Origin of the sequence: Cyanobium sp. Alchichica 3B3-8F6, from assembly GCF_024346435.1 — a bacterium.
In the GTDB taxonomy this organism is placed as follows: domain Bacteria; phylum Cyanobacteriota; class Cyanobacteriia; order PCC-6307; family Cyanobiaceae; genus Cyanobium_A.
Genome location: NZ_JAGQCZ010000010.1, coordinates 34805 through 54290 on the forward strand (window position 1 = coordinate 34805; position 19486 = coordinate 54290).

Annotated in this window: 20 protein-coding genes, 1 tRNA gene, 1 other RNA gene and 1 pseudogene; 14 read left to right on the top strand and 9 right to left on the bottom strand. The window is 69.2% G+C overall.

Annotated elements, in window-relative coordinates; all coding sequences use genetic code 11:
* Nucleotides 1-33 precede the first annotated feature (33 nt).
* Nucleotides 34-483: a pentapeptide repeat-containing protein gene (locus tag KBY65_RS09415; RefSeq protein WP_255001468.1), complete on the top strand. Its 450-nt coding sequence runs from the start codon at nucleotides 34-36 to the stop codon at nucleotides 481-483.
* On the opposite strand, the gene KBY65_RS09420 is transcribed toward KBY65_RS09415, so the two are convergent.
* Genes KBY65_RS09420 through KBY65_RS09430 form a run of 3 tightly spaced genes read right to left on the bottom strand, consistent with a single transcriptional unit; the run spans nucleotide 467 to nucleotide 3581 of the window.
* The gene (locus tag KBY65_RS09420; RefSeq protein WP_255001423.1) at nucleotides 467-1843 is read right to left on the bottom strand and encodes an FAD-binding oxidoreductase; all 1377 of its coding nucleotides are present in this window, start codon (nucleotides 1841-1843) and stop codon (nucleotides 467-469) included. The two genes, KBY65_RS09415 and KBY65_RS09420, sit on opposite strands and share 17 nt — an antisense overlap.
* Nucleotides 1834-3126 carry an amidohydrolase family protein gene (locus KBY65_RS09425; RefSeq protein ID WP_255001427.1) on the bottom strand — a complete coding sequence of 431 codons (1293 nt, stop codon included), beginning with the start codon at nucleotides 3124-3126 and terminating at the stop codon, nucleotides 1834-1836. The genes KBY65_RS09420 and KBY65_RS09425 overlap by 10 nt, the downstream gene beginning before the upstream one ends.
* The gene (locus KBY65_RS09430) at nucleotides 3126-3581 is read right to left on the bottom strand and encodes a DUF4359 domain-containing protein (RefSeq protein ID WP_094559678.1); all 456 of its coding nucleotides are present in this window, start codon (nucleotides 3579-3581) and stop codon (nucleotides 3126-3128) included. Before KBY65_RS09430 ends, KBY65_RS09425 begins: the two co-directional genes overlap by 1 nt.
* 62 nt (nucleotides 3582-3643) lie before the next feature.
* Here KBY65_RS09430 and KBY65_RS09435 point away from each other — a divergent pair.
* Nucleotides 3644-3716 (top strand) — tRNA-His (locus KBY65_RS09435).
* Here KBY65_RS09435 and KBY65_RS09440 read toward each other — a convergent pair.
* Nucleotides 3698-4849 (bottom strand): DUF1611 domain-containing protein, encoded by a 1152-nt coding sequence (locus KBY65_RS09440; protein ID WP_255001428.1) that lies wholly within the window; start codon nucleotides 4847-4849, stop codon nucleotides 3698-3700. The genes KBY65_RS09435 and KBY65_RS09440 overlap by 19 nt on opposite strands.
* Nucleotides 4843-5931: a dipeptide epimerase gene (locus KBY65_RS09445; protein WP_255001429.1), complete on the bottom strand. Its 1089-nt coding sequence runs from the start codon at nucleotides 5929-5931 to the stop codon at nucleotides 4843-4845. The genes KBY65_RS09440 and KBY65_RS09445 overlap by 7 nt, the downstream gene beginning before the upstream one ends.
* Before the next feature lie 160 nt (nucleotides 5932-6091).
* On the opposite strand from KBY65_RS09445, the gene miaB reads away from it, so the two are divergent.
* From miaB to ftsZ, 5 genes are all read left to right on the top strand, one after another.
* On the top strand, nucleotides 6092-7474 hold the full coding sequence (gene miaB, locus KBY65_RS09450) for a tRNA (N6-isopentenyl adenosine(37)-C2)-methylthiotransferase MiaB (protein ID WP_233128479.1): 1383 nt from the start codon (nucleotides 6092-6094) through the stop codon (nucleotides 7472-7474).
* A 32-nt stretch (nucleotides 7475-7506) separates the two neighbouring features.
* Nucleotides 7507-8634, top strand: coding sequence for a D-alanine--D-alanine ligase family protein (locus KBY65_RS09455; RefSeq protein WP_254987568.1), 1128 nt, complete (start codon nucleotides 7507-7509; stop codon nucleotides 8632-8634).
* Complete coding sequence (locus tag KBY65_RS09460; protein WP_094559674.1) at nucleotides 8631-9041, top strand: hypothetical protein; 411 nt, start codon at nucleotides 8631-8633, stop codon at nucleotides 9039-9041. Before KBY65_RS09455 ends, KBY65_RS09460 begins: the two co-directional genes overlap by 4 nt.
* A 34-nt stretch (nucleotides 9042-9075) precedes the next feature.
* On the top strand, nucleotides 9076-9888 hold the full coding sequence (locus KBY65_RS09465; RefSeq protein WP_094559816.1) for a cell division protein FtsQ/DivIB: 813 nt from the start codon (nucleotides 9076-9078) through the stop codon (nucleotides 9886-9888).
* A 123-nt stretch (nucleotides 9889-10011) separates the two neighbouring features.
* Nucleotides 10012-11172: a cell division protein FtsZ gene (ftsZ, locus tag KBY65_RS09470; RefSeq protein ID WP_369802014.1), complete on the top strand. Its 1161-nt coding sequence runs from the start codon at nucleotides 10012-10014 to the stop codon at nucleotides 11170-11172.
* A 71-nt stretch (nucleotides 11173-11243) separates the two neighbouring features.
* On the opposite strand, the gene ffs is transcribed toward ftsZ, so the two are convergent.
* An RNA gene (gene ffs, locus KBY65_RS09475) (signal recognition particle sRNA small type) lies at nucleotides 11244-11340 on the bottom strand.
* Between the two features lie 45 nt (nucleotides 11341-11385).
* Between ffs and panB the strand changes: the two genes are divergently transcribed.
* A complete protein-coding gene (gene panB / locus KBY65_RS09480; protein WP_315860069.1) occupies nucleotides 11386-12225 on the top strand; it encodes a 3-methyl-2-oxobutanoate hydroxymethyltransferase in 840 nt (279 codons plus the stop codon).
* Here the strand turns inward: panB and KBY65_RS09485 are convergent.
* A pseudogene (locus KBY65_RS09485) lies at nucleotides 12167-13381 on the bottom strand (coproporphyrinogen-III oxidase family protein); the annotation flags it as partial. The gene panB and the pseudogene KBY65_RS09485 overlap by 59 nt on opposite strands.
* Nucleotides 13382-13471: 90 nt before the next feature.
* On the opposite strand from KBY65_RS09485, the gene KBY65_RS09490 reads away from it, so the two are divergent.
* From KBY65_RS09490 to KBY65_RS09515, 6 genes are all read left to right on the top strand, one after another.
* A complete protein-coding gene (locus KBY65_RS09490; protein ID WP_094559673.1) occupies nucleotides 13472-14665 on the top strand; it encodes a PIN/TRAM domain-containing protein in 1194 nt (397 codons plus the stop codon).
* Between the two features lie 30 nt (nucleotides 14666-14695).
* Nucleotides 14696-15379, top strand: coding sequence for an ATP-dependent Clp protease proteolytic subunit (locus KBY65_RS09495; RefSeq protein WP_094559672.1), 684 nt, complete (start codon nucleotides 14696-14698; stop codon nucleotides 15377-15379).
* A gap of 72 nt (nucleotides 15380-15451) precedes the next feature.
* Nucleotides 15452-16054 carry an ATP-dependent Clp protease proteolytic subunit gene (locus KBY65_RS09500; protein WP_255001431.1) on the top strand — a complete coding sequence of 201 codons (603 nt, stop codon included), beginning with the start codon at nucleotides 15452-15454 and terminating at the stop codon, nucleotides 16052-16054.
* A 50-nt stretch (nucleotides 16055-16104) separates the two neighbouring features.
* On the top strand, nucleotides 16105-17100 hold the full coding sequence (ilvC, locus tag KBY65_RS09505; protein ID WP_255001433.1) for a ketol-acid reductoisomerase: 996 nt from the start codon (nucleotides 16105-16107) through the stop codon (nucleotides 17098-17100).
* A gap of 20 nt (nucleotides 17101-17120) precedes the next feature.
* The gene (gene cbiB, locus KBY65_RS09510; RefSeq protein WP_255001434.1) at nucleotides 17121-18182 is read left to right on the top strand and encodes an adenosylcobinamide-phosphate synthase CbiB; all 1062 of its coding nucleotides are present in this window, start codon (nucleotides 17121-17123) and stop codon (nucleotides 18180-18182) included.
* A gap of 49 nt (nucleotides 18183-18231) precedes the next feature.
* A complete protein-coding gene (locus KBY65_RS09515) occupies nucleotides 18232-18474 on the top strand; it encodes a hypothetical protein (protein WP_255001435.1) in 243 nt (80 codons plus the stop codon).
* On the opposite strand, the gene KBY65_RS09520 is transcribed toward KBY65_RS09515, so the two are convergent.
* Entirely contained in the window at nucleotides 18440-18772 is a 333-nt protein-coding gene (locus KBY65_RS09520) for a YciI family protein (protein WP_255001436.1), read from the bottom strand. The genes KBY65_RS09515 and KBY65_RS09520 overlap by 35 nt on opposite strands.
* 326 nt (nucleotides 18773-19098) lie before the next feature.
* Nucleotides 19099-19308, bottom strand: a complete 210-nt coding sequence (locus tag KBY65_RS09525) for a hypothetical protein (RefSeq protein ID WP_255001437.1) — start codon at nucleotides 19306-19308, stop codon at nucleotides 19099-19101.
* Nucleotides 19309-19486 lie beyond the last annotated feature (178 nt).

Sequence of the window (19486 nt, forward strand, 5' to 3'; positions counted from 1 at the left end):
GCCCTCGCACTTGGCCTCGTAGTGGGCCTCGCCCTGGCCCTGGCCCTGGCCCTGCCGGAGCCGGCCGCCGCCGAGTTTTCAGGGGTGGACTACACGCTCACAAACCAGAACGAGCAGAATTTCAGCGGCCAGAATCTGGCCAACACCTCCTTCGCCGGGGCCACGGGACGGCACGCCAACTTCAGTGGCGCCAACCTGCACGGCGCGATCCTCACCCAGGCCGCCTTCCCGGAGGCCAATTTCGCCGGGGCCGACCTCAGCGGCACCCTGATGGACAAGGTTGATCTGTCCGGCGCCGACCTCACCGGGGCCGTGCTGAGCGGCGCCATCGCCTCGGGCAGCAGCTTCCGGGGCGCCACCGTCACCGATGCCGACTTCAGCGACGCCCTGATCGATCGCGTCGACCAACGCTCCCTCTGCCGCGACGCCGAAGGCACCAACCCGATCACCGGCGTCGACACCCGCCTCAGCCTGGGCTGCTGAGCCAGCCGCGCAGCTTGCCCGGGTTGAGCAACCCCAATGGGTCGTAGGCGGCCTTGGCCGCCACCTGGTCGGCATCGATCACGCCCAGGCCGCCGTCCTCGACGGTGAGCACATGGGGGTTGAACAGCACCGCCCCTGCGTCGCGGCAGTCGGCCATCAGCCGCTGCAGAGCCTCCTCCCCCCGCCAGCGCACCAGCGGCAAGGCCGCCAGCCGGGCCGCCCCCTGCTGCTTCACCGCTTCCAGGTGCCAGAGCAGATCGTCACCCCACTGGCCCCGCAGGCGCTCCAAACAGGGGCCCTCCGGCTGGGGTAGCAGCATCTGCAGGTAGGTCCAGCCCTTGTGCTGGGTGCGCCAGTGCAGGGTGGTGTGGTTCCAGCTGAGCTCCCGCAGCGGCAGGCCCCGGCTCTGGCCCTGGGGGGCCTGCCAGCGCAGCGCACCACCGCGGGCCGCCAACCAATCGGGCAGCACCGCCAGGGCATCGGGGGCAGCCAGCAGCAGCAGGCGATGCTCCTCCCCATCTGGCGCCGGACAGCCCGCCGGCCAGGGCAGCGGCTGAGCCAACGGCGCCTCCAGCAGCGTGATGGCGTTGAGCTGCAGCGCCGTAGCGGGCAGGGCCTGGGCCGCCGCCAGGGCCCGATCCCACTGCGCAAACCCCACCACGAGCTGCTGCCAGGCCACGGCTTCGGTGGTGGGCAGGCGCAGGGCCGTGAGGATGCCGTTGGTGCCGTAGGCGTGGTTGAGCGGGGCGCTGGCGGCGGCATCGAGCTGGAGCAGCCGCGGCTCGGGCTCCAGGGTCACCACCTCCAGGCCCAGCAGGTTGCCGGCATCCCGCAGGAAGCCCCAGCGCAGGGAGCCGATGCCGCCGGAGCCCCCGGCAATGAAGCCGCCGATGGTGGCGCTGCGCACCGTGCTGGGCACCAGCCGCAGGGCCCGGCCCCGGGGCGCCAGCTGCTGCTCAATCGCGCCCATCAGGGCGCCCGCCTCCACCTCGATCACCCCGGTGGCCTCGTCCAGTTGCCGCAGGCGCTGGAGGCCGGTGAGATCCAGCACCAACCCGCCCTGCAGCGGCACGCACTGGCCGTAGTTGCCGGTGCCGGCCCCCCGCACCGTCAGGGGCACGCCGTGGCGGGCACAGGCACCGGCCACCAGCCGCACCTGCTCCACCGTGACGGCGAAAGCCACCAGCTGGGCGCGGCAGCCCTGCAGCTGCGGCACCAGCACCGGCGAGTAGTCGAAGTAGTCGCGGGAGAGGCGCTCCAGCTCGGCCGGTGCCTCCGGGCCCAGCAGCGCCAACGCCGGATCGAGCCGCTGCAGCTCTGCCGCCAGGGCGGCGACCCGGGAGCAGGGGTTCAACTCCATGGAAGCAGCATGGGAGAGGGCTGCTCCTGCCCAGGCAGCGGCAGCCACTGGCCGGCGCGCAGCACCCGCCGCTGGGGCGGCCGGGCCAGCAGCTCGCCCCACGAGCCCGCACCGAGCAGCACCAGATCGGCAGGCCCGCCAACGCGCAGCACCCCATCCCAGGCCAGCCCCAGCACGGCGGCGGCGGCGGTGCTGAAGGGGGCCAGGCCGAGGCGCTGCCACGGCATCAACTGGCAGAGCGGCGCCGCCCAGCGCAGCAGCTCAACTGGATCGAAATCGCCGCCCGGATACCAGGGATCCTGCACGTTGTCGCCGCCGAGGGCCAGCCGCACCCCTGCCCGCTGCAGGCTGCGGATCGGCGCCAGCGGTCGGCGCCAGGGGGTGCGGCCGGGCCTGCGGCCCAGCAGCCAGAAATTGGTGGTGGGCAGGGCAACCACGGCGATCTCCGCCGCGGCCAGGCGCTCGGCTAGCTGGTCGCAGGCCCGCGGCGGCAGCAGGCCCATGCTGCTGGCGTGGCTGCAGGTGATCGCCACGGCACGGCGCTGCGCCAAAGCCACCCGGGCCACCAGATCGACGCCCACTCCCGGGTCGCGATCGGATTCATCCACGTGCAGATCGACGCCGCAACCCAAGCGCTCGGCCAGATCGAGCAGGGCCAGCAGGGCCTCCCGGTCGGCGGCGCGGCGGGCCGGTCCCTGCCCGTAGGGCGGCCCGATCACCCCCCCCAGCAGCCCCTGGCCATCGGCCACCGCGCGGGCGAGGGCTTCCCCTTCCGGACTGAGCCAGTGGGCCAGCGGTGCCAGGGCCACCAGCTGCAGCTCCAGCCGCCCCCGCCAGCGCTCGCGGGCCTCCAGCAGGGCGTCCCAGCTGGCGCGAGCCGCCGGCCCAACGCTGTCGATGTGGCTGCGGATAGCCCGCACCCCGTTGCGCCAGGCCCGATCGAGGGCCAGCTCGGCCCGCGCCGCCACCTGCTCGCCGGTGCGCACGCCGTACTCGCGTTGGTTGGCCGCCAGGGCCGCAGCCATGGTGCCCTCCCGGTTGGGGAAAGCATCGGCCGTGAAAGCCTTGTCGAGATGGGCGTGGGGCTCCACCAGGGGCGTGAGCGCCAAAGGCAGGGCGGCCAGCGCGGCCGGATCCATACTCCACAATGGCTCGATCGCCGTGACCAGTGCTCCGGCCACCCGGATCTGCAGCGCCACCAGCCCGTCGGCATCGGCCTCAAAACCCCTGGCCAGACGCGGATCCAGCAGCCCGCGGGGTAGGCGCAGCGCCAGAGGATGCATCACGGAGCGTCCTGGGAGGGGTCGGCGACAGCCTTGTCGATCGCGGCACCGATCAGCACAAACTGTCCCGCCACCCCAACCACGGTGGAGCGAAAGCGCGGCACCCGCCAACCCAACAACTTGTGGCCACCGATGTCACTGCGATACAGGCTCAACACCCCGAGATTGTGGCGGCGGGTATGGCCTGCCACCAGCGCCGCCAAGGGCGTCCGCTGGGCCAGCACCAGCTCCTCACAGTTCTGAATCGCTAGCCGCATCAGCAGCGGTAGACCGCCATCAGTGCAAACCTCCTCGCTGATTTCATCGACCAACCGCTCGGCGGCATAGGCCTGGAAATCGGCGGCGGAGGGATTGGTGATGGCCAGCCCGGCCCCGGCCAGGGCCGCCAGGATCAGGCCGAATGCCCAGGGGGGACAGGCGAAGTGATCTGAACGGCCGGGCAAACGGGACGTCATTCAAGGGCTCCCACGTTGGCACCAATCCCTGTCGGTGGCTTGGTACATTGTTGGCAATCACGGCGGGCGTCGCCAAGTGGTTAAGGCAGCGGCTTGTGGCGCCGCCATTCGGGGGTTCAAGTCCCCTCGCTCGCCCTTGATGCCCTAGCCGTCTCCGCTTCTGGTGGAGGCGGCTTTTTTGTGCCGCCCTGCTGCAACGCGCCCTGCGGCAAGAGGGCCTGCAGCAGCAGACCCGCCCCCTGCCTCACCGGATCGGCGCAGGGCAAACCCGTCTCGGCGGCCGTGGCCACGAGAGCGGCATCGGCTTCTGCGCTGCTGAGCCGGGCGGTGTTGAGCGCCACGGCCCGCACCCGGGGCCGCAGGCCATCGGGCCGGCCCAAGGCCGCCAGGGCCTCCAGCGCCGCGATCAGCTCCGACAGCGGTGGAATCGCCACCGGCGCCGCCCCAGGCCGGCTGCGCACGAAGCGCTGGCCGGCGCGGTGCACCAACAGCAGGTCGGTGGGCTGGCTGCCGCGCAGCAGCGGCAGGGTGGCGGTGGAGCCCGGGTGGCAGAGCGACCCCTGCCCCTCCACCAGCACCAGGGCCTCGGGCCCGGCCCCGGCGGCCACCTGAAGCACCGCCGCCTCCACGGCCCCGGCGGCGTAATCCACCCGCACCGCATCGAGGGCCACTCCGCATCCGGCGATCAGGATCCCCGCCTGGCCGGTGCCCACAAAGCGGGCATCGAGGCCCCGGTGCCGAGCCTCGGCCTGCAGCTCCAGGCAGGCGCTCATCTTGCCCACGGCCATGTCGGATCCCACCGCCAGCAGCCGCCGGCAAGGAAGAGCCGCCGCCCGCGCCGTGGCCACCTCCAGCGCCTCGGGCTCCTGGCGCAGGTCCCAGATCCACTGGCCGGGGCGGGTGCAGGCCGCCGCCAGGGCCGGATCATCCCCCAACCGGCTGTGCAGGCCACTGGCCAGGTGCAGCCCGGCCTGGAGCCCCGCCAGCAGATCGGCGCGCATGGCGGCGGGCAAGCGGCCACCGGAGGGGGCCAGCCCCACCACCGCCACCTCGGGCCCGTAGGCCAGGGCCGCCGCCATGTCGGCCACCACCGGCACGGCCCGGTCGATGCCCGTGATCGCCTCCAGCGAGGCGCCAGCGAAGGCCGGATCGATCACCGCCACGATCGGTCCGGAGCGGTAGCGCAGCATCGCCAGGCCGGTCTTGCCGGAGAGGTCGTCGAGGCCGCCGTGCTGCAGCAGCACGACCGGGGCGCTGGCGCTCAACATGCCTGATCGCCTCGGAGGCCAATGCCCAGGCCGAGGCCGGGGGGCGGCACCAACACGTCGCCGCGAAGCGCCAACCCGGAAAAGGGGTCGTCCAGCAGGTTGAGGTGGCTGTCGAGATCGGGCCAGGTCACTAGGGGCAGCAGCTGGGCGGCGGCGCCATTGAGCAGGGCGGCGTCGGAGTAGCAGCCGACCATCACCCCCAGCCCCAGCCGCCGGGCCGCCTGGGCCATCAGCAAAGCCTCGGAGAGACCTCCACTTTTGAGCAGTTTGATGTTGATGCCGTCCACGTAGGGGGCCAGCCGCACCAGATCGGCCAGGTCCCAACAGCTCTCATCCGCCACCAAGGGCATCGGACAGTCGAGCTCCAGGGCCTCGAAGCCAGCCGTGTCGCGCTCCGCATCCAGCAGCGGCGCCAGGGGCTGCTCCAGCAGCACCACCCCAGCGCGCTCGAGGGGCACGAGCATGGCCCGGGCCGTGCCCAGATCCCAACCGCCGTTGGCATCCACCTGCAGCTCGCAGGCCACGCCGGTGCTCTGGCGCCGCTGCTCGAGGGCAGCAGCCACGGCCTCCAGCAGCACCAGGTCGTGGGCCACCCCCTCGGGGCTGCCGAGCTTGAGCTTGATGCGGGTGGCGGGAAGCTGCAGCCACCAGCGCTCGAGCCGCGCCAGCACAGCCTCGGGGGGGCCTAAGCCGAGGGTCACGCTGGTGGCGACACGGGCTCCCGGATCCAGGCCCCAGAGCCGCCACAGCGGTTGCCCCAGCCGTTGACCCCACCAGTCGTGCAGGGCCAGATCGAGGCCGCAGCGCGCCGGCGGGCTGAGGCCAGCCAGCAGTGGTCCCAGGGCCTGGAGCGGCTCCGGCGCCAGGGCTCCCAGCTGGGGGGCCAGGGCTTCGAGCTCCGCCGCAACGGCGTCGGTGGCGTAGTGGCGATGGCCGGTGTCGAAGCCGCCGGTCTCACCGATGCCTGTGAGCCCGTCGTGCTCGAGGCTCACCAGCAGGTGCTCCACAGCCGCTGTGGTGCCGCGGCTGATGGCCAGGGGCACAGCCTTGGTGAGCAGAAACCGGCGCAGGCTCAGGCGCATGGGGATGGAGCGCTGCCATCAAGCTGGCACAACCAGGACGGCACGCGTCTGACATGCCTCCTGAAATCCGTACAACCCGTACAGATTTCGGAACACCAGCCAGCGCCATTCCCCAGCCCTTGCCCACGACCTACCACCAGCAACCCAAGTGCGGAACCCGATGGCCGAAACTGATCGGATGACGGCCACCACGCTCAGCACCCGCGGCAGCTACTGGATCACCACCTTCGGCTGCCAGATGAACAAGGCGGATTCCGAGCGCATGGCCGGGATCCTCGAATCCATGGGCTACCGCGAGGCTCCAGCCGAGCTGGAGGCTGATCTCGTTCTCTACAACACCTGCACGATCCGCGACAACGCCGAACAGAAGGTGTACAGCTATCTGGGTCGCCAGGCCCAGCGCAAGCGCACCAACCCCCACCTCACCCTGGTGGTGGCCGGCTGCGTGGCCCAGCAGGAGGGCGAATCGCTGCTGCGGCGCGTGCCCGAGCTGGATCTGGTGATGGGGCCCCAGCACGCCAACCGCCTCGATGTGCTGCTGGCCCAGGTGGAGCAGGGCCAACAGGTGGTGGCCACAGGCGAGCACCACATCCTCGAAGACATCACCACCGCCCGCCGCGACAGCACGATCTGCGGTTGGGTGAACGTGATCTACGGCTGCAACGAGCGCTGCACCTATTGCGTGGTGCCGTCGGTGCGGGGCCAGGAGCAATCGCGTCTGCCTGAGGCGATCAAGCTGGAGATGGAGGGGCTGGCCGCACGGGGGTTCAAGGAGATCACCCTGCTGGGCCAGAACATCGATGCCTACGGCCGCGACCTGCCCGGCATCACCGCCGAAGGCCGGCGCGCCCACACCCTCACCGACTTGCTCCACCACGTGCACGACGTGGCGGGCATCGAGCGGATCCGCTTCGCCACCAGCCATCCGCGCTATTTCACCGAGCGGCTGATCGACGCCTGCGCCGACCTGCCCAAGCTGTGCGAGCACTTCCACGTGCCCTTCCAGAGCGGCGATGACGACGTGCTCAAGGCCATGGCCCGCGGCTACACGGTGGACCGCTACCGCCGCATTGTCGAGCGCATCCGCGAGCGCATGCCCGATGCCGCGATCAGCGCCGATGTGATCGTGGCCTTCCCGGGCGAAACCGACGCCCAATACCGCCGCACCCTCGATCTGATCGAGGAGATCGGCTTCGATGCGGTGAACACTGCCGCCTACTCGCCGCGGCCCAACACCCCCGCCGCCGTCTGGCCCAACCAGCTCAGCGAGGCGGTGAAGGTGGAGCGGCTGCAGGAGCTCAATGCCCTGGTGGAGCGCACCGCCCGGGAACGCAGCGCCCGCTACGCCGGCCGCCGCGAGCAGATCCTGGTGGAGGGCACCAACCCCAAGAATCCCGAGCAGATGATGGGCCGCACCCGCACCAACCGCCTCACCTTCTTCCCGGCCCAGCGCTCCGATGGCCGCACCATCGCCCCCGGCGAGCTGGTGACGGTGCAAATCGAAGACGTGCGGGCCTTCTCCCTCAGCGGCAAACTGGCCTGAGTTTTGGGCCCCTGGCTCACCCTGCAGACGGCATGACACCCACCCCCCTTGCCGTTGGCCTGATCTTTGGGGGGGCTTCCGGCGAACACGCCGTTTCGATCCGCTCAGCGGCCACCGTGGCCGCCGCCGTGCGCCATCCCGACAACGCCGCGCGCTATGCCCTGCGCTGCTTCTACATCGATCCCGAAGGCCGCTGGTGGGGCCCTGATGTGGCCGAGGCCGTGCTGGCCCAGGGCGTGCCCGCACCCCCCGACCAGCTGCCCCAACCCCTGCCTGAGCCTGGATTCCGCGGTTTTCCCGCCGGCGCCCTGGAGGTGGCGGTGTGGCTGCCGGTGCTGCATGGCCCCAATGGCGAAGACGGCACGATCCAGGGCCTGTTCACGTTGATGCAGGTGCCCTACGTGGGCTCAGGGGTTCTCGGCTCGGCCGTGGGCATGGACAAGCAAGCGATGAAAGCCGCCTTTGCCGCCGCCGGGCTGCCCCAGGTGCCCTATGCCTGCGTCAGTGCCAGCCAGCTTGCCCAGGATCCCGACGGCCTGGTTGCGAAGCTCGAAGCTGATCTCGGCTATCCCTGCTTTGTGAAACCCGCCAACCTGGGCTCCTCAGTGGGCATCAGCAAGGCCACCGACCGGGCCAGCCTGCTGGCCGGGCTGCGCACGGCCGCCGCCCTCGATCCGCGCCTGGTGGTGGAGCAGGGCGTCACGGCCCGGGAGCTGGAGTGCGCCGTGCGCGGCGGTGGCCACCAGCCCCTGCAGGCCTCGGTGCTGGGCGAAATCTGCTTCGACGCCGACTGGTACGACTACGACACCAAATACAGCGAGGGCAAAAGCCACACCGTGATCCCCGCCGTGGTGCCCGAGCGGATCGCCGCGCGCGCCCGGGCCATGGCCATTCAGGCCTGTGAGGCGGTGGGGGCGATGGGTCTGTCGCGCGTCGATTTCTTCTACGGCGAAACCAGCGCCAATGAAGCCAACCCCGGCGAGCCCAGTGGCACGCTGTGGCTCAACGAAATCAACACCTTGCCCGGCTTCACCAGCCAGAGCATGTACCCGATGCTCTGGGCCGCCAGCGGTGTGCCCTTGCCGCAATTGGTGGGCGAGTTGCTGGAAGGGGCCCGAGAATGGCACCAGGCAACACCTCTGGGAGGCCCCTTGGCATGACGCACGGACTGCTGTGGCTTCCACTGCTACTGGTGTTTGTACTGCTCACCGCCCTGGGCTGGCTGGAGCGGCGGCGGCAGCGGCTGTTCCGCGAGTGGGCCGAAGGCTCCGAGCTGGCCAAGCTCGACAGCTGTGGCGCCGCCCGGCTGGTGGATGGGGTGCTCACCTGGTGCACCTTCGAGGCTGGTCAACTGAAGGAGGAGGGCTCCTTCGTGATCAAGCAGCTCGAGCTGGTCGAACTGCTGTCGCTGGGCTCCGGCGAGGCGCCGCTGACCGAGGAAAGCCAGGGGGCCTGCCGGCTGCGGCTGGTGGGCGGAAGCGAGCAGAAGGATCTGCCCTTCGCCGATGCGGAGCGGGCCCGGCGCTGGATCGCCGAGCTGATGTCCCGCTCCCGCTGCGAACTGTGAGCCCCGCTCCAGGTCGACGGGTGAGCCTGCGGTGGTGAAGGGCAACCCTGCGCCGCCCGGGTCGGAACGCCGCCGCCAACTGCGCCAGCAACGGCAGCGCGAGCGGCTGCGCAACCTCTGGCGGCTGGTGGTGCTGCTCAGCCTGGCGGGCGGCCTGGGCTACGGCCTGCTGCGTCAGGGTTGGGTGTTGACCGGCCCCAGCCAGGTGGAGGTGGTGGGCAGCGCGCAGGTGGGGCCAGACCAGGTGGTGCAGGCAGCCCAACTCAGCTTTCCCCAGCCGCTGCTGGCCCTGCAGCCCAAACGCATCGCCGAGGCCATCGCCGGCGCCCTGCCGGTGGAGCAGGTGCAGGTGAGCCGGCTGATGGCGCCGCCGCGGCTGCGGATCGAACTGGTTGATCGCCAGGCGGTGGCCCGGGCCCAGCGGCGCACCAGCACGGGCCTCGAGCAGGGCTTTGTTGACCGATTCGGCCACTGGATGAGCAACCGCCAGGGGCAGGGCGTTGCCGCCAAGGCCAGCGCAGGCCTGACGGTGGTGGGCTGGCAGCCGCGCTACCGCCCCGCCCTGGCCCAGGTGCTGGAGCAACGCGACCGGCTCGGAGCCGACCTGCACCAGATCCGCTTTGAGCCCGGCGGCAGCCTCTGGCTGGAGAGCACCAGCCTCGGCCAGGTGCGGCTGGGGCCAGCCGACGCCCAACTGGGGCGGCGTCTCGAGGTGCTCGGCCACCTGCAACAGGAATTGCCAGCGCGAATCAAGGGCCGGCGGCTTCAATCGATCGACCTCAGCGATCCGGAACAGCCGGAACTGGGGCTGCCCTTGCCCGCCCAGCCAGCCAAACCCCCCGGATGAGCATTCCGGCAACGGCCATGCCAGGAAACCCGCAAAGGTGGGAGACTCCCTGAATCCAAGGTGCCAAAGGCCGACATAATGCAGCGGCAGATGTACAGCACTGCCGCCGCCCCCAATGCCGCTATGACCCACAGCTCCCCCCAATTCGGGTCCCCCCAATCCAACGGTGTCCAGCCCGGGAGCGAGGGGTTGCTTGGCAGTTCGACCGCAGGCGGAATTGTGCCCAGCCAGTCGGCACGCATCGAAGTGATCGGGGTTGGTGGTGGTGGTAGCAACGCGGTCAACCGGATGATCGCCTCCGATCTCCAGGGTGTGGGTTATCGGGTGCTCAACACCGATGCCCAGGCCCTGCTGCAGTCGGCCTCCCAGAAGCGCATCCAACTGGGCCAGAAACTCACCCGCGGCCTGGGGGCCGGCGGCAACCCCGTGATCGGCCAGAAGGCGGCTGAAGAATCCCGGGCTGAACTGCAGGAATCGCTGCAGGGCGCAGATCTGGTGTTCATCGCGGCGGGCATGGGCGGCGGCACCGGCACCGGCGCTGCGCCGATCCTGGCGGAGGTGGCCAAAGAGGTGGGTGCCCTCACCGTGGGCATCGTCACCAAGCCCTTCGGGTTCGAAGGTCGCAAGCGGCTGCGTCAGGCCGAGGAGGGCATTGCCCGCCTGGCCGAAAGCGTTGACACCCTGATCGTCATCCCCAACGACCGCCTGCGGGATGCCATTGCCGGGGCTCCCCTCAATGAGGCCTTCCGCGCCGCCGACGACGTGCTGCGCATGGGCGTCAAGGGCATCAGCGACATCATCACCAAGCCTGGCCTGGTGAATGTCGACTTCGCTGACGTGCGCTCGGTGATGGCCGATGCCGGCACCGCCCTGCTGGGCATCGGCGTGGGCTCCGGTCGCTCCCGGGCCAGCGAGGCGGCCCAGGCGGCGATGAGCAGCCCCCTGCTGGAGTCGGCCCGGATCGACGGCGCCAAGGGTTGCGTGATCAACATCAGCGGTGGCAAAGACATGACCCTCGAGGACATGACCACCGCCTCGGAGGTGATCTACGAGGTGGTGGATCCCGATGCCAACATCATTGTGGGGGCCGTCGTGGACGAGCGCCTCGAGGGTGAGATCCACGTGACCGTGATCGCCACCGGCTTCGAAAGCGGCGCTCCATACCGCCGCGAGCGCACCACGGTGGGCTTTGCTGGCACCAACCTGTTCAGAGGCAATCAGGAAGAGCGTGGCGCCAAGATTCCGCCGTTCCTGCTCAATCGCCAGGGTCAGGCCAATTCATAAGCCCTGACCCTGGCAATTTGGTCCTGAAAACGCCCTGGGGTCTGACCTGAAGGTGGCGACCCCCTGAAAGTGGTGACCCGGAGTCCACGCCTGCCCTGAGCATCCCGTGTGGCTGCTCCCTTCCGGTCCTGACCAGATTTGGGCGTCGGAGCCGCATGGGTCCGAGTCGATTGGATGCTAGCAATGGCATCCTCCGCACCGACGTCCGTGCCCCTGCGCCCCGCAAATCTGGCGAGTCGCAAGCAGGCCGGGCTGCCGATCACGGTGCTCACCGCCTGGGATGCCCTCTCCGGAGCGCTGGTGGCCGAGGCCGGCGCCGATGCGGTGTTGGTGGGTGACTCCCTGGCGATGACGGTGCTGGGCCACGCCACCACCCTGCCGGTGACCCTCGAGGAGATGCTGCACCACACCCGGGCCACGGCGCGCGGCCTGGCCAGCAGCTGTTCCCCCGGGCAGGAGCCGCTGTTGATCTGCGATCTCCCCTTCCTCAGCTACCAATGCAGCGCCGATGAGGCCGTGGCCGCCGCCGGGCGGGTGCTGAAGGAAACCCCCGCTGCCGCCGTGAAGCTCGAAGGCGCCGAACCGGAAACCCTGGCCGTGATCGACAGGCTGGTGCGCAGCGGCATCCCGGTGATGGGCCACATCGGCCTGACGCCCCAGTCGGTGCACCGCCTGGGCTACCGCCGCCAGGGCAACGATGCGCCCAGCCAGGAGCGGCTGCGGCGCCAGGCCCTCGCCCTGCAGGAGGCCGGCTGCTTCGCCCTGGTGCTGGAGCACGTGCCGGCCGATCTGGGGGCATCCCTGCAGCAGACGCTGGATCTGCCGGTGATCGGCATCGGCGCCGGCGAGGGCTGCGACGGCCAGGTGCGTGTCACGGCCGATCTGCTGGGGCTCACCAGCCAGCAACCACCCTTCAGCCCACCGCTGCTGCAGGGCCGGACCCTGGGGGTGGAAGCGCTGCGGCGCTGGATTGCCGCCCAGCGCCATCCAGCCCAGGAGCCTCCAACTGCTCCTGCCACCAGGCCAGCAACTCCCGCAGCACCCCATTGCTGAGGGCCAGGCCGGCCGGATCACTGAGCCGCCAGCGGGGGCCCTCAATCCGCAGCAGCCCCTGGCGCCACCACGGCTCGAGCCGCTCACGCAGCTGGGCACAGCCGGCTTCGCCCAGCAGCTGGGGCAGATGCACCCCCTCCCGGCGGCGCAAACCCACCAGCAGCCGCTCATCAATGGGCATACCCGCCCCGCTCTGCGGCTGCGGCTGGGCCAGCCAGGCGGCATAGCCCTCGCGGGTGCGGGGCCGAGCCAGCCGCTCGCCCCAGGGCGCCGAGGTCGCCCCCATGCCGAAGCCCCACCAACCGGCACCGCTCCAGTAGACGCGGTTGTGGCGGGAGGCGTGGCCGGGCAGGGCGTAGTTGGAGATTTCGTAGTGGCCATAGCCGGCGGCGCTGAGCTCGGTCCATGTGAGCTCCATCAGGTCGGCGCCCAGATCGGCATCGGGCAGCTCCAGCTGACCGCGCTCGTGGCGCCGCGCAAACACGGTGCCGGGCTCCAGGGTGAGGTCGTAGGCCGAGAGATGGGGCGGCGCCAGGGCGATCGCCTCACCCAGCTGCTGGCGCCAGGCCGCCAGGGCCGCTGCGGAAGACGCCTGACCCGGCAGCCCCTGGATCAGATCCAGGCTCCAGCTCGCCAGGGCGCCGCAGCGCTGGGCCTCGGCCAACCAAGCCGCAGCCTGCCGCAGGTCGGCGCCGCTGTGGCGGCGCCCCAGACTCGCCAGCACGGCGTCGTCGAAGCTCTGGCCGCCCAGGCTCACCCGATTCACCCCGGCCTGCAGGTAGCCCGCAAGCCGCGCCTGATCGAAGCTGGCCGGATCGAGCTCCAGGGTGATCTCGGCGGCGGGAGCCAGGCCAAAACGCCGCCGCAACGCCCCCATCAAGCCCCCCACCTGGGCCGGGGTGAGCAGCGAGGGGGTGCCGCCACCGAAATACACCGTGCTCAGGGGCGGCCCCGGCGGAGCCAGGCCAATCTCCTGGTGCAGCAACTGGAGATAGGCCTCGATGGACGCCGAACCCGGCGCCCCCGGCTCGCCGCCGGCCCGGTCACCCAGGGGCACCACCGGGAAATCGCAGTAGAAGCAGCGGCGGTGGCAGAAGGGGATGTGCAGGTAGGCACTGCGGGGCGGCCAAAGCGGGCCAGAGATTTGGGCAGTCACAACAACAAGTGCGGGAACCCCTTCAGGCCAATGGCGCGGAAATCAGGCATGCTGCAACCTTGAACGGATGGGCAGCCACGCAAGACGGGAATGGTGGACTCCCTCATCCTGATCCTGTTTGTGATCTCCGGGGCCGCCGCTGGCTGGCTGGGGGTCGACCTGCTGCCAGCGCCCCTTCTGCTGCAGGTGGACAACCCCGAGGGGCTGCGCACGGTGCTGGGCGGGTTCGGAGCCTTTTTCGGGCTGCTGGCGGGCTTTTTCTTCGGTCAGCTGCGCCGCAAGCTGATGGCCCAGGTGCGCACCATGCCCACCGACCTGCTGATCAGCCGCGCCGTCGGCCTGATCCTGGGCCTGCTGGTGGCCAACCTGCTGCTGGCCCCGATCCTGCTGCTGCCGCTTCCCTGGGAGGTGGTGTTCGTCAAACCGCTGGCGGCAGTGCTCAGCAATGTGTTTTTCGGGGTGTCGGGCTACAACCTCGCCGAGGTGCATGGCCGCACCCTGCTGCGTCTGTTCAACCCCACCAACACCGAAGCCATGCTGGTGGCCGATGGGGTGCTGCAGCCCGCCAGCGCCAAGATCCTCGACACCAGCGTGATCATCGACGGCCGCATCCGCGGTCTGCTTGCCTCGGGGCTGCTGGAGGGCCAGGTGATCGTGGCTCAGAGCGTAATCGATGAGCTGCAGGCCCTGGCGGATTCAGGCAACGCCGAGAAGCGTGGCCGCGGGCGCCGCGGTCTCAAGCTGCTCAGCGAGCTGCGCGAGCAATACGGCCGGCGGCTGGTGGTGAACAGCACCCGCTACGAGGGCAACGGCGTCGACGACAAGCTGCTGCTGCTCACCGCCGATACCGGCGGCACCTTGCTCACCGCCGACTACAACCTGGCCAAGGTGGCGGAGGTGAAGGCGCTGCGGGTGCTCAACCTCAGCGAGCTGGTGATCGCCCTGCGGCCAGAGGTGCAGCCCGGCGACGAGTTGCTGCTCAAGATCGCCCGCGATGGCAAGGAGGCCGACCAGGGCGTGGGCTACCTCGACGACGGCACGATGGTGGTGGTAGAAGGGGCCCGGGGCCGCATCGGCGAACGGCTGCCGGTGGTGATCACCGGTGCCCTGCAAAACCCCACCGGACGCATCGTGTTTGCCCGCAGTGAACCTTTGGCGCCGGCCTCCAGCCCCGATCCGGCCCCGAAGCGCAAACCCCGCTCTGAGCGCAATTCCGAGCGCAACGCCGAGCGCAGCAAGACCAATTCGGCCCAGACGAATCCGGAGACCGATGGCCCCCGCTAGGCTCCACAAACGTGTTTCCATTAACCGCGCATGTCGGTGTCAGCCCCCTACTACGGCGATTCCGCGGTCATGCGCACCCCGCCGCCCGATCTGCCGAGCCTGCTGCTGAAAGAACGGATCGTGTACTTGGGCTTGCCCCTATTCAGCGACGACGATGCCAAACGCCAGATGGGCATCGACGTGACCGAGCTGATCATTGCCCAGCTGCTCTATCTGGAGTTTGACAACCCCGAGAAGCCGATCTTCTTCTACATCAACTCCACCGGCACCAGCTGGTACACCGGCGACGCCGTTGGCTTTGAAACCGAAGCCTTCGCCATCGCAGACACCCTCCGCTATGTGAAGCCGCCGGTGCACACCATCTGCATCGGCCAGGCGATGGGCACCGCCGCGATGATCCTCAGCGCCGGCACCAAGGGGCACCGGGCCGCCCTGCCCCACGCCTCGATCGTGCTGCACCAGCCCCGCAGCGGCGCCCGCGGCCAGGCCACCGATATCCAGATCCGGGCCCAGGAGGTGTTGCACAACAAGCGCACCCTGCTGGGGATGCTGTCGGCCAACACCGGCAAGTCGGTGGAGCAGCTGTCGCGCGATTCCGACCGGATGACCTACTTCACCGCCGAAGAGGCCATGGAGTATGGCCTGATCGACCGGGTGCTCACCAGCCAGAAAGACCTGCCCACCGCGCCACCCACGGCCGCCGGCCTGGGCTGAACCCCCGTCTGGCAGCCCGCCACACTCCAGGCACTCCAAACCCGCGATTCACCGACCACCCCAACCAAACCCATGCCCATCGGCACCCCCAGCGTTCCCTACCGCCTCCCCGGCAGCCAGTACGAGCGCTGGGTTGACATCTACACCCGTCTGGGAGTGGAGCGAATCCTGTTTCTGGGCTCGGAGGTGAACGACGCCGTTGCCAATGCCCTGGTGGCCCAGATGCTCTACCTGGACTCGGAGGACAACTCCAAGCCGATCTACCTCTACATCAACTCCCCGGGGGGCTCGGTGACCGCCGGCCTGGCGATCTACGACACGATGCAGTACGTCAAGAGTGACGTGGTGACGATCTGCGTGGGCCTGGCCGCCTCGATGGGCGCCTTTCTGCTGGGCGCCGGCACCAAGGGCAAGCGGTTGGCCCTGCCCCACAGCCGGATCATGATCCACCAGCCCCTGGGCGGCACCAGCCAGCGCCAGGCCAGCGACATCGAGATCGAGGCGAAGGAGATCCTGCGCCTCAAGGACATGCTTAACCACAGCATGGCCGACATGACCGGTCAGAGCTTCGAGAAGATCGAGAAGGACGCGGACCGCGACTACTTCCTCAGCGCCGCCGAAGCCAAGGACTACGGCCTGATCGACCGGGTGATCGCCCACCCCAGCGAGGCCTGAAAGGCGCTTGCGTAAGCTCGGGCCTTGCCCTGCCCAGACCCGAAGCCTCGATGGCCAAGCTCTACTACGACACCGACGCCGACCTTGCGCTGCTGAACGGCAAGACGGTGGCCGTCATTGGCTATGGCAGCCAGGGCCACGCCCACGCCCTCAACCTGAAGGACAGCGGCGTCAACGTGGTGGTGGGCCTCTACGAAGGCAGCCGCTCGGCTGACAAAGCCAAGGCCGACGGCCTCGAAGTGCTGAGCGTGGCCGATGCTTGCGCCAAGGCCGACTGGATCATGGTGTTGCTGCCCGATGAGTTCCAGAAGGCTGTTTACGACAAGGAAATCGCGCCACACCTGAGCGCCGGCAAGGTGCTCAGCTTCGCCCACGGCTTCAACATCCGCTTCGAGCTGATCAAGCCCCCAGCCGATGTGGACGTGGTGATGATCGCCCCCAAGGGCCCTGGCCACACCGTGCGCTGGGAATACCAGAACGGCATGGGTGTGCCGGCGCTGTTCGCCATCCATCAGGACGCCAGCGGCAAGGCCCGTGAGCTGGCCATGGCCTATGCCAAGGGCATCGGCGGCACCCGCGCCGGCATCCTCGAAACCAACTTCAAGGAAGAAACCGAAACCGACCTGTTCGGGGAGCAGGCCGTGCTGTGTGGCGGTCTGTCTGAGCTGGTGAAGGCTGGCTTCGAAACCCTGGTGGAAGCCGGCTATCAGCCCGAGCTGGCCTACTTCGAGTGCCTGCACGAAGTGAAGCTGATCGTGGACCTGATGGTGAAGGGCGGCCTCACCGCCATGCGCGATTCGATCTCCAACACCGCCGAGTACGGCGATTACGTGAGCGGCCCGCGCCTGATCACCGCCGACACCAAGGCCGAGATGAAGCGCATCCTGGCCGACATCCAGGACGGCACCTTCGCCCGCAACTTCGTGGCCGAGTGCGATGCCGGCAAGCCGGAGATGGCCAAAATCCGTGAGCGCGATGCCCAGCACCCGATCGAGCAGGTGGGCAAGGGCCTGCGCTCGATGTTCAGCTGGCTGAAGGCGGCCTGAGCCCCTGGCCCTGGCTGCTGGTGCTGGCCGCCTGCGGCCTCGATCGCCTGGTGGGGGACCCGCGTTGGTGCCTCCACCCAGTGGTGGTGATGGGCTTGTGGATCACGGCCCTGCGCCGGCTGGCTGAGGCCTGGGCGGGTGATGCCCCCAGGAAGCTGCGCCTCGCCGGCGCTCTGATCACGCTGCTGCTGGTGGGCGGCAGCGGCCTGGCGGGCTGGGGACTCGAGCAACTGGTGCGGCAGCTGGCGACGCGCGGCCCGGTGGCCTCTGGCCTCAGCCTCGCCGCCTTAACGATCGCCCTGGCCAGCGCCCTGGCCGGGCGCAGCCTGGAGCAGGCGGTGCAACAGGTGCTGAACATGCTCCCACCGGATTCCGTACGGGCTGTACAGAATCCCGAAGCGTTGAACACGAGGGGCCCCGAGAGCTTGATGGCCACCCGACAGGCGCTGGCGTGGATCGTGGGTCGCGACACCAACGGGCTGGATCGGGCCGAGATCCTGCGGGCCGCCGCTGAAACCGCCAGCGAAAATGCGGTGGATGGTCTGTTTGCGCCGCTGTTCTGGATGCTGGTGGGAGCAGCGCTGTGGAGCCTGAACCCCGCCCTGCCGGGTCCGCTGGCCCTGGCCTGGGCCTTCAAGGCGGCCAGCACCCTGGATTCGATGCTGGGCTACCGCCGCGGCCGCTTGCGCTGGCTGGGCACCGCCGGCGCCCGGCTCGACGACCTGCTGGTGTGGCTGCCCTGCCGGTTGGTGGCCCTGAGCCTGCCGGTGGCGGCGGGGCACCCTGGCCGCTGCGGGGCGCTGCTGACAGCAGCCCTACGGGAGGGGGCCGCCGACCCCTCCCCCAATGCCGGTGTCTCCCAGGCGGCCTATGCCCACGTGGCGGGGGTGCAGCTGGGCGGCAGCAACCGCTACGGCGGCCAGATCCGCAGCAAACCTCTGCTGGCCAAGGGCCTGCCACCAGCCGATGCAGCTGCGGTGCAGCGCATCCTGGCGCTGAACCGTCGGTTGGGAACGCTGTGGCTCGCCACCGCCGGAACCCTGGCGGCCACGGTGTCGTTCATCACGAAAACTCTCAGCTGATTGCCCCAACACCAGGAGCTACCGAAGCTGCGGGAACGTTCCTGGGCCCATGCCAATTCGCGACCTGCTCGAAGACGCTCTGCGAGAGCCGAATATCGGCCTCACCCCTTGCTTCCGCTGGCACGTCACGCCAGTGGGCATCGCAGCCCTCTGGCAGGCCGGCTCGCCTCCCAGCTCCCCGCCGTTCGAAGACGCCCTCAAAGAAGGCCTGCAGGTGGGGCTTGACCTGAGCCGCGAAGAGCGGGAATTTCACCAGCTCAACTCGGGCCTGGTGCTGCTGTTTCACAGCTAGCCAGGGGCGGGCGCGGAAAGACCACCGCCCATTCATGCAGCGTCCAGTCGACACAGCCCTCAAGGATCAGCGGGTCGCTCCGCACCAGCAACTCGGCTTCAGCCCAGTCGCGGGCGCGAAACACCAACATGCCACCGGCTCCGTCGCCACTACGGCCAACCCGATCAGCCCAGTAGCCACTGCGGGGCGCGTGGCCGTTGCGCTCCAGATCAGCCAGCCAGGCCAAATGGGCTGGGATCACCGCATCGAATTGCGGCTTGGACACCAGGCCCGCCTCCAGCTTCACAAACCAGGGCATGGGATCAGACCATTGCGAGCCGACGGTACCGCTGCGTTAAGCAGGACTCCACAACGCTGCAGCGTGCTTGGGGGCTGCTGCAGATCAGCCCCAATCCCTCTTGAGGCCAGCCAGCGCCTATACGTTCACGCACGTGTTCCACAAGCCAAGGCAGATGAATTGCCTGCACCCCTCCATCAGCCAACGCCTGACACCATTGGTGATTGGTATCACGCCGGAGCGGCGCCGTGCCGTGCTGAGCATCGCCCAACAAGCCTCCTGCTGGCAGGACTTTCTGGATGCGCTGAAACAAGGAGACTTCCCCCTTCCGCGCGACACGAAAACCCCTAGGAAGAATGGGACAAGGGTGGCAGCGGAGGCGTAACGGACTGAACGATAAAATCTTCCACCAGGTCGCGGATCGAGCGGCCCGTGCGGCTGCTCTGTGCCTCCAGCGCCTGATAGACCTCCTCACTCAGCTCGAGATCCAGACGCCTGGGCATCTTGGATGGATCCAAGATCCATTCATCAATCGACTTCAGCGGATCGTCTACCAAGGTTCTTGCTCGGAACAGGGAGTGGTCGAGAAAAAGCAGCCATCAAAAAAGCGGAATTTCACTTTAAATATCAACTGCATAGGGCCAATCAGAGGGAACCCGATCAACGCGGGCTCCCAGGGCGGCGGATTCGACCGCTGCCCTGCCATCCCCGGAAGAGCACAAAGGGATATGCCGG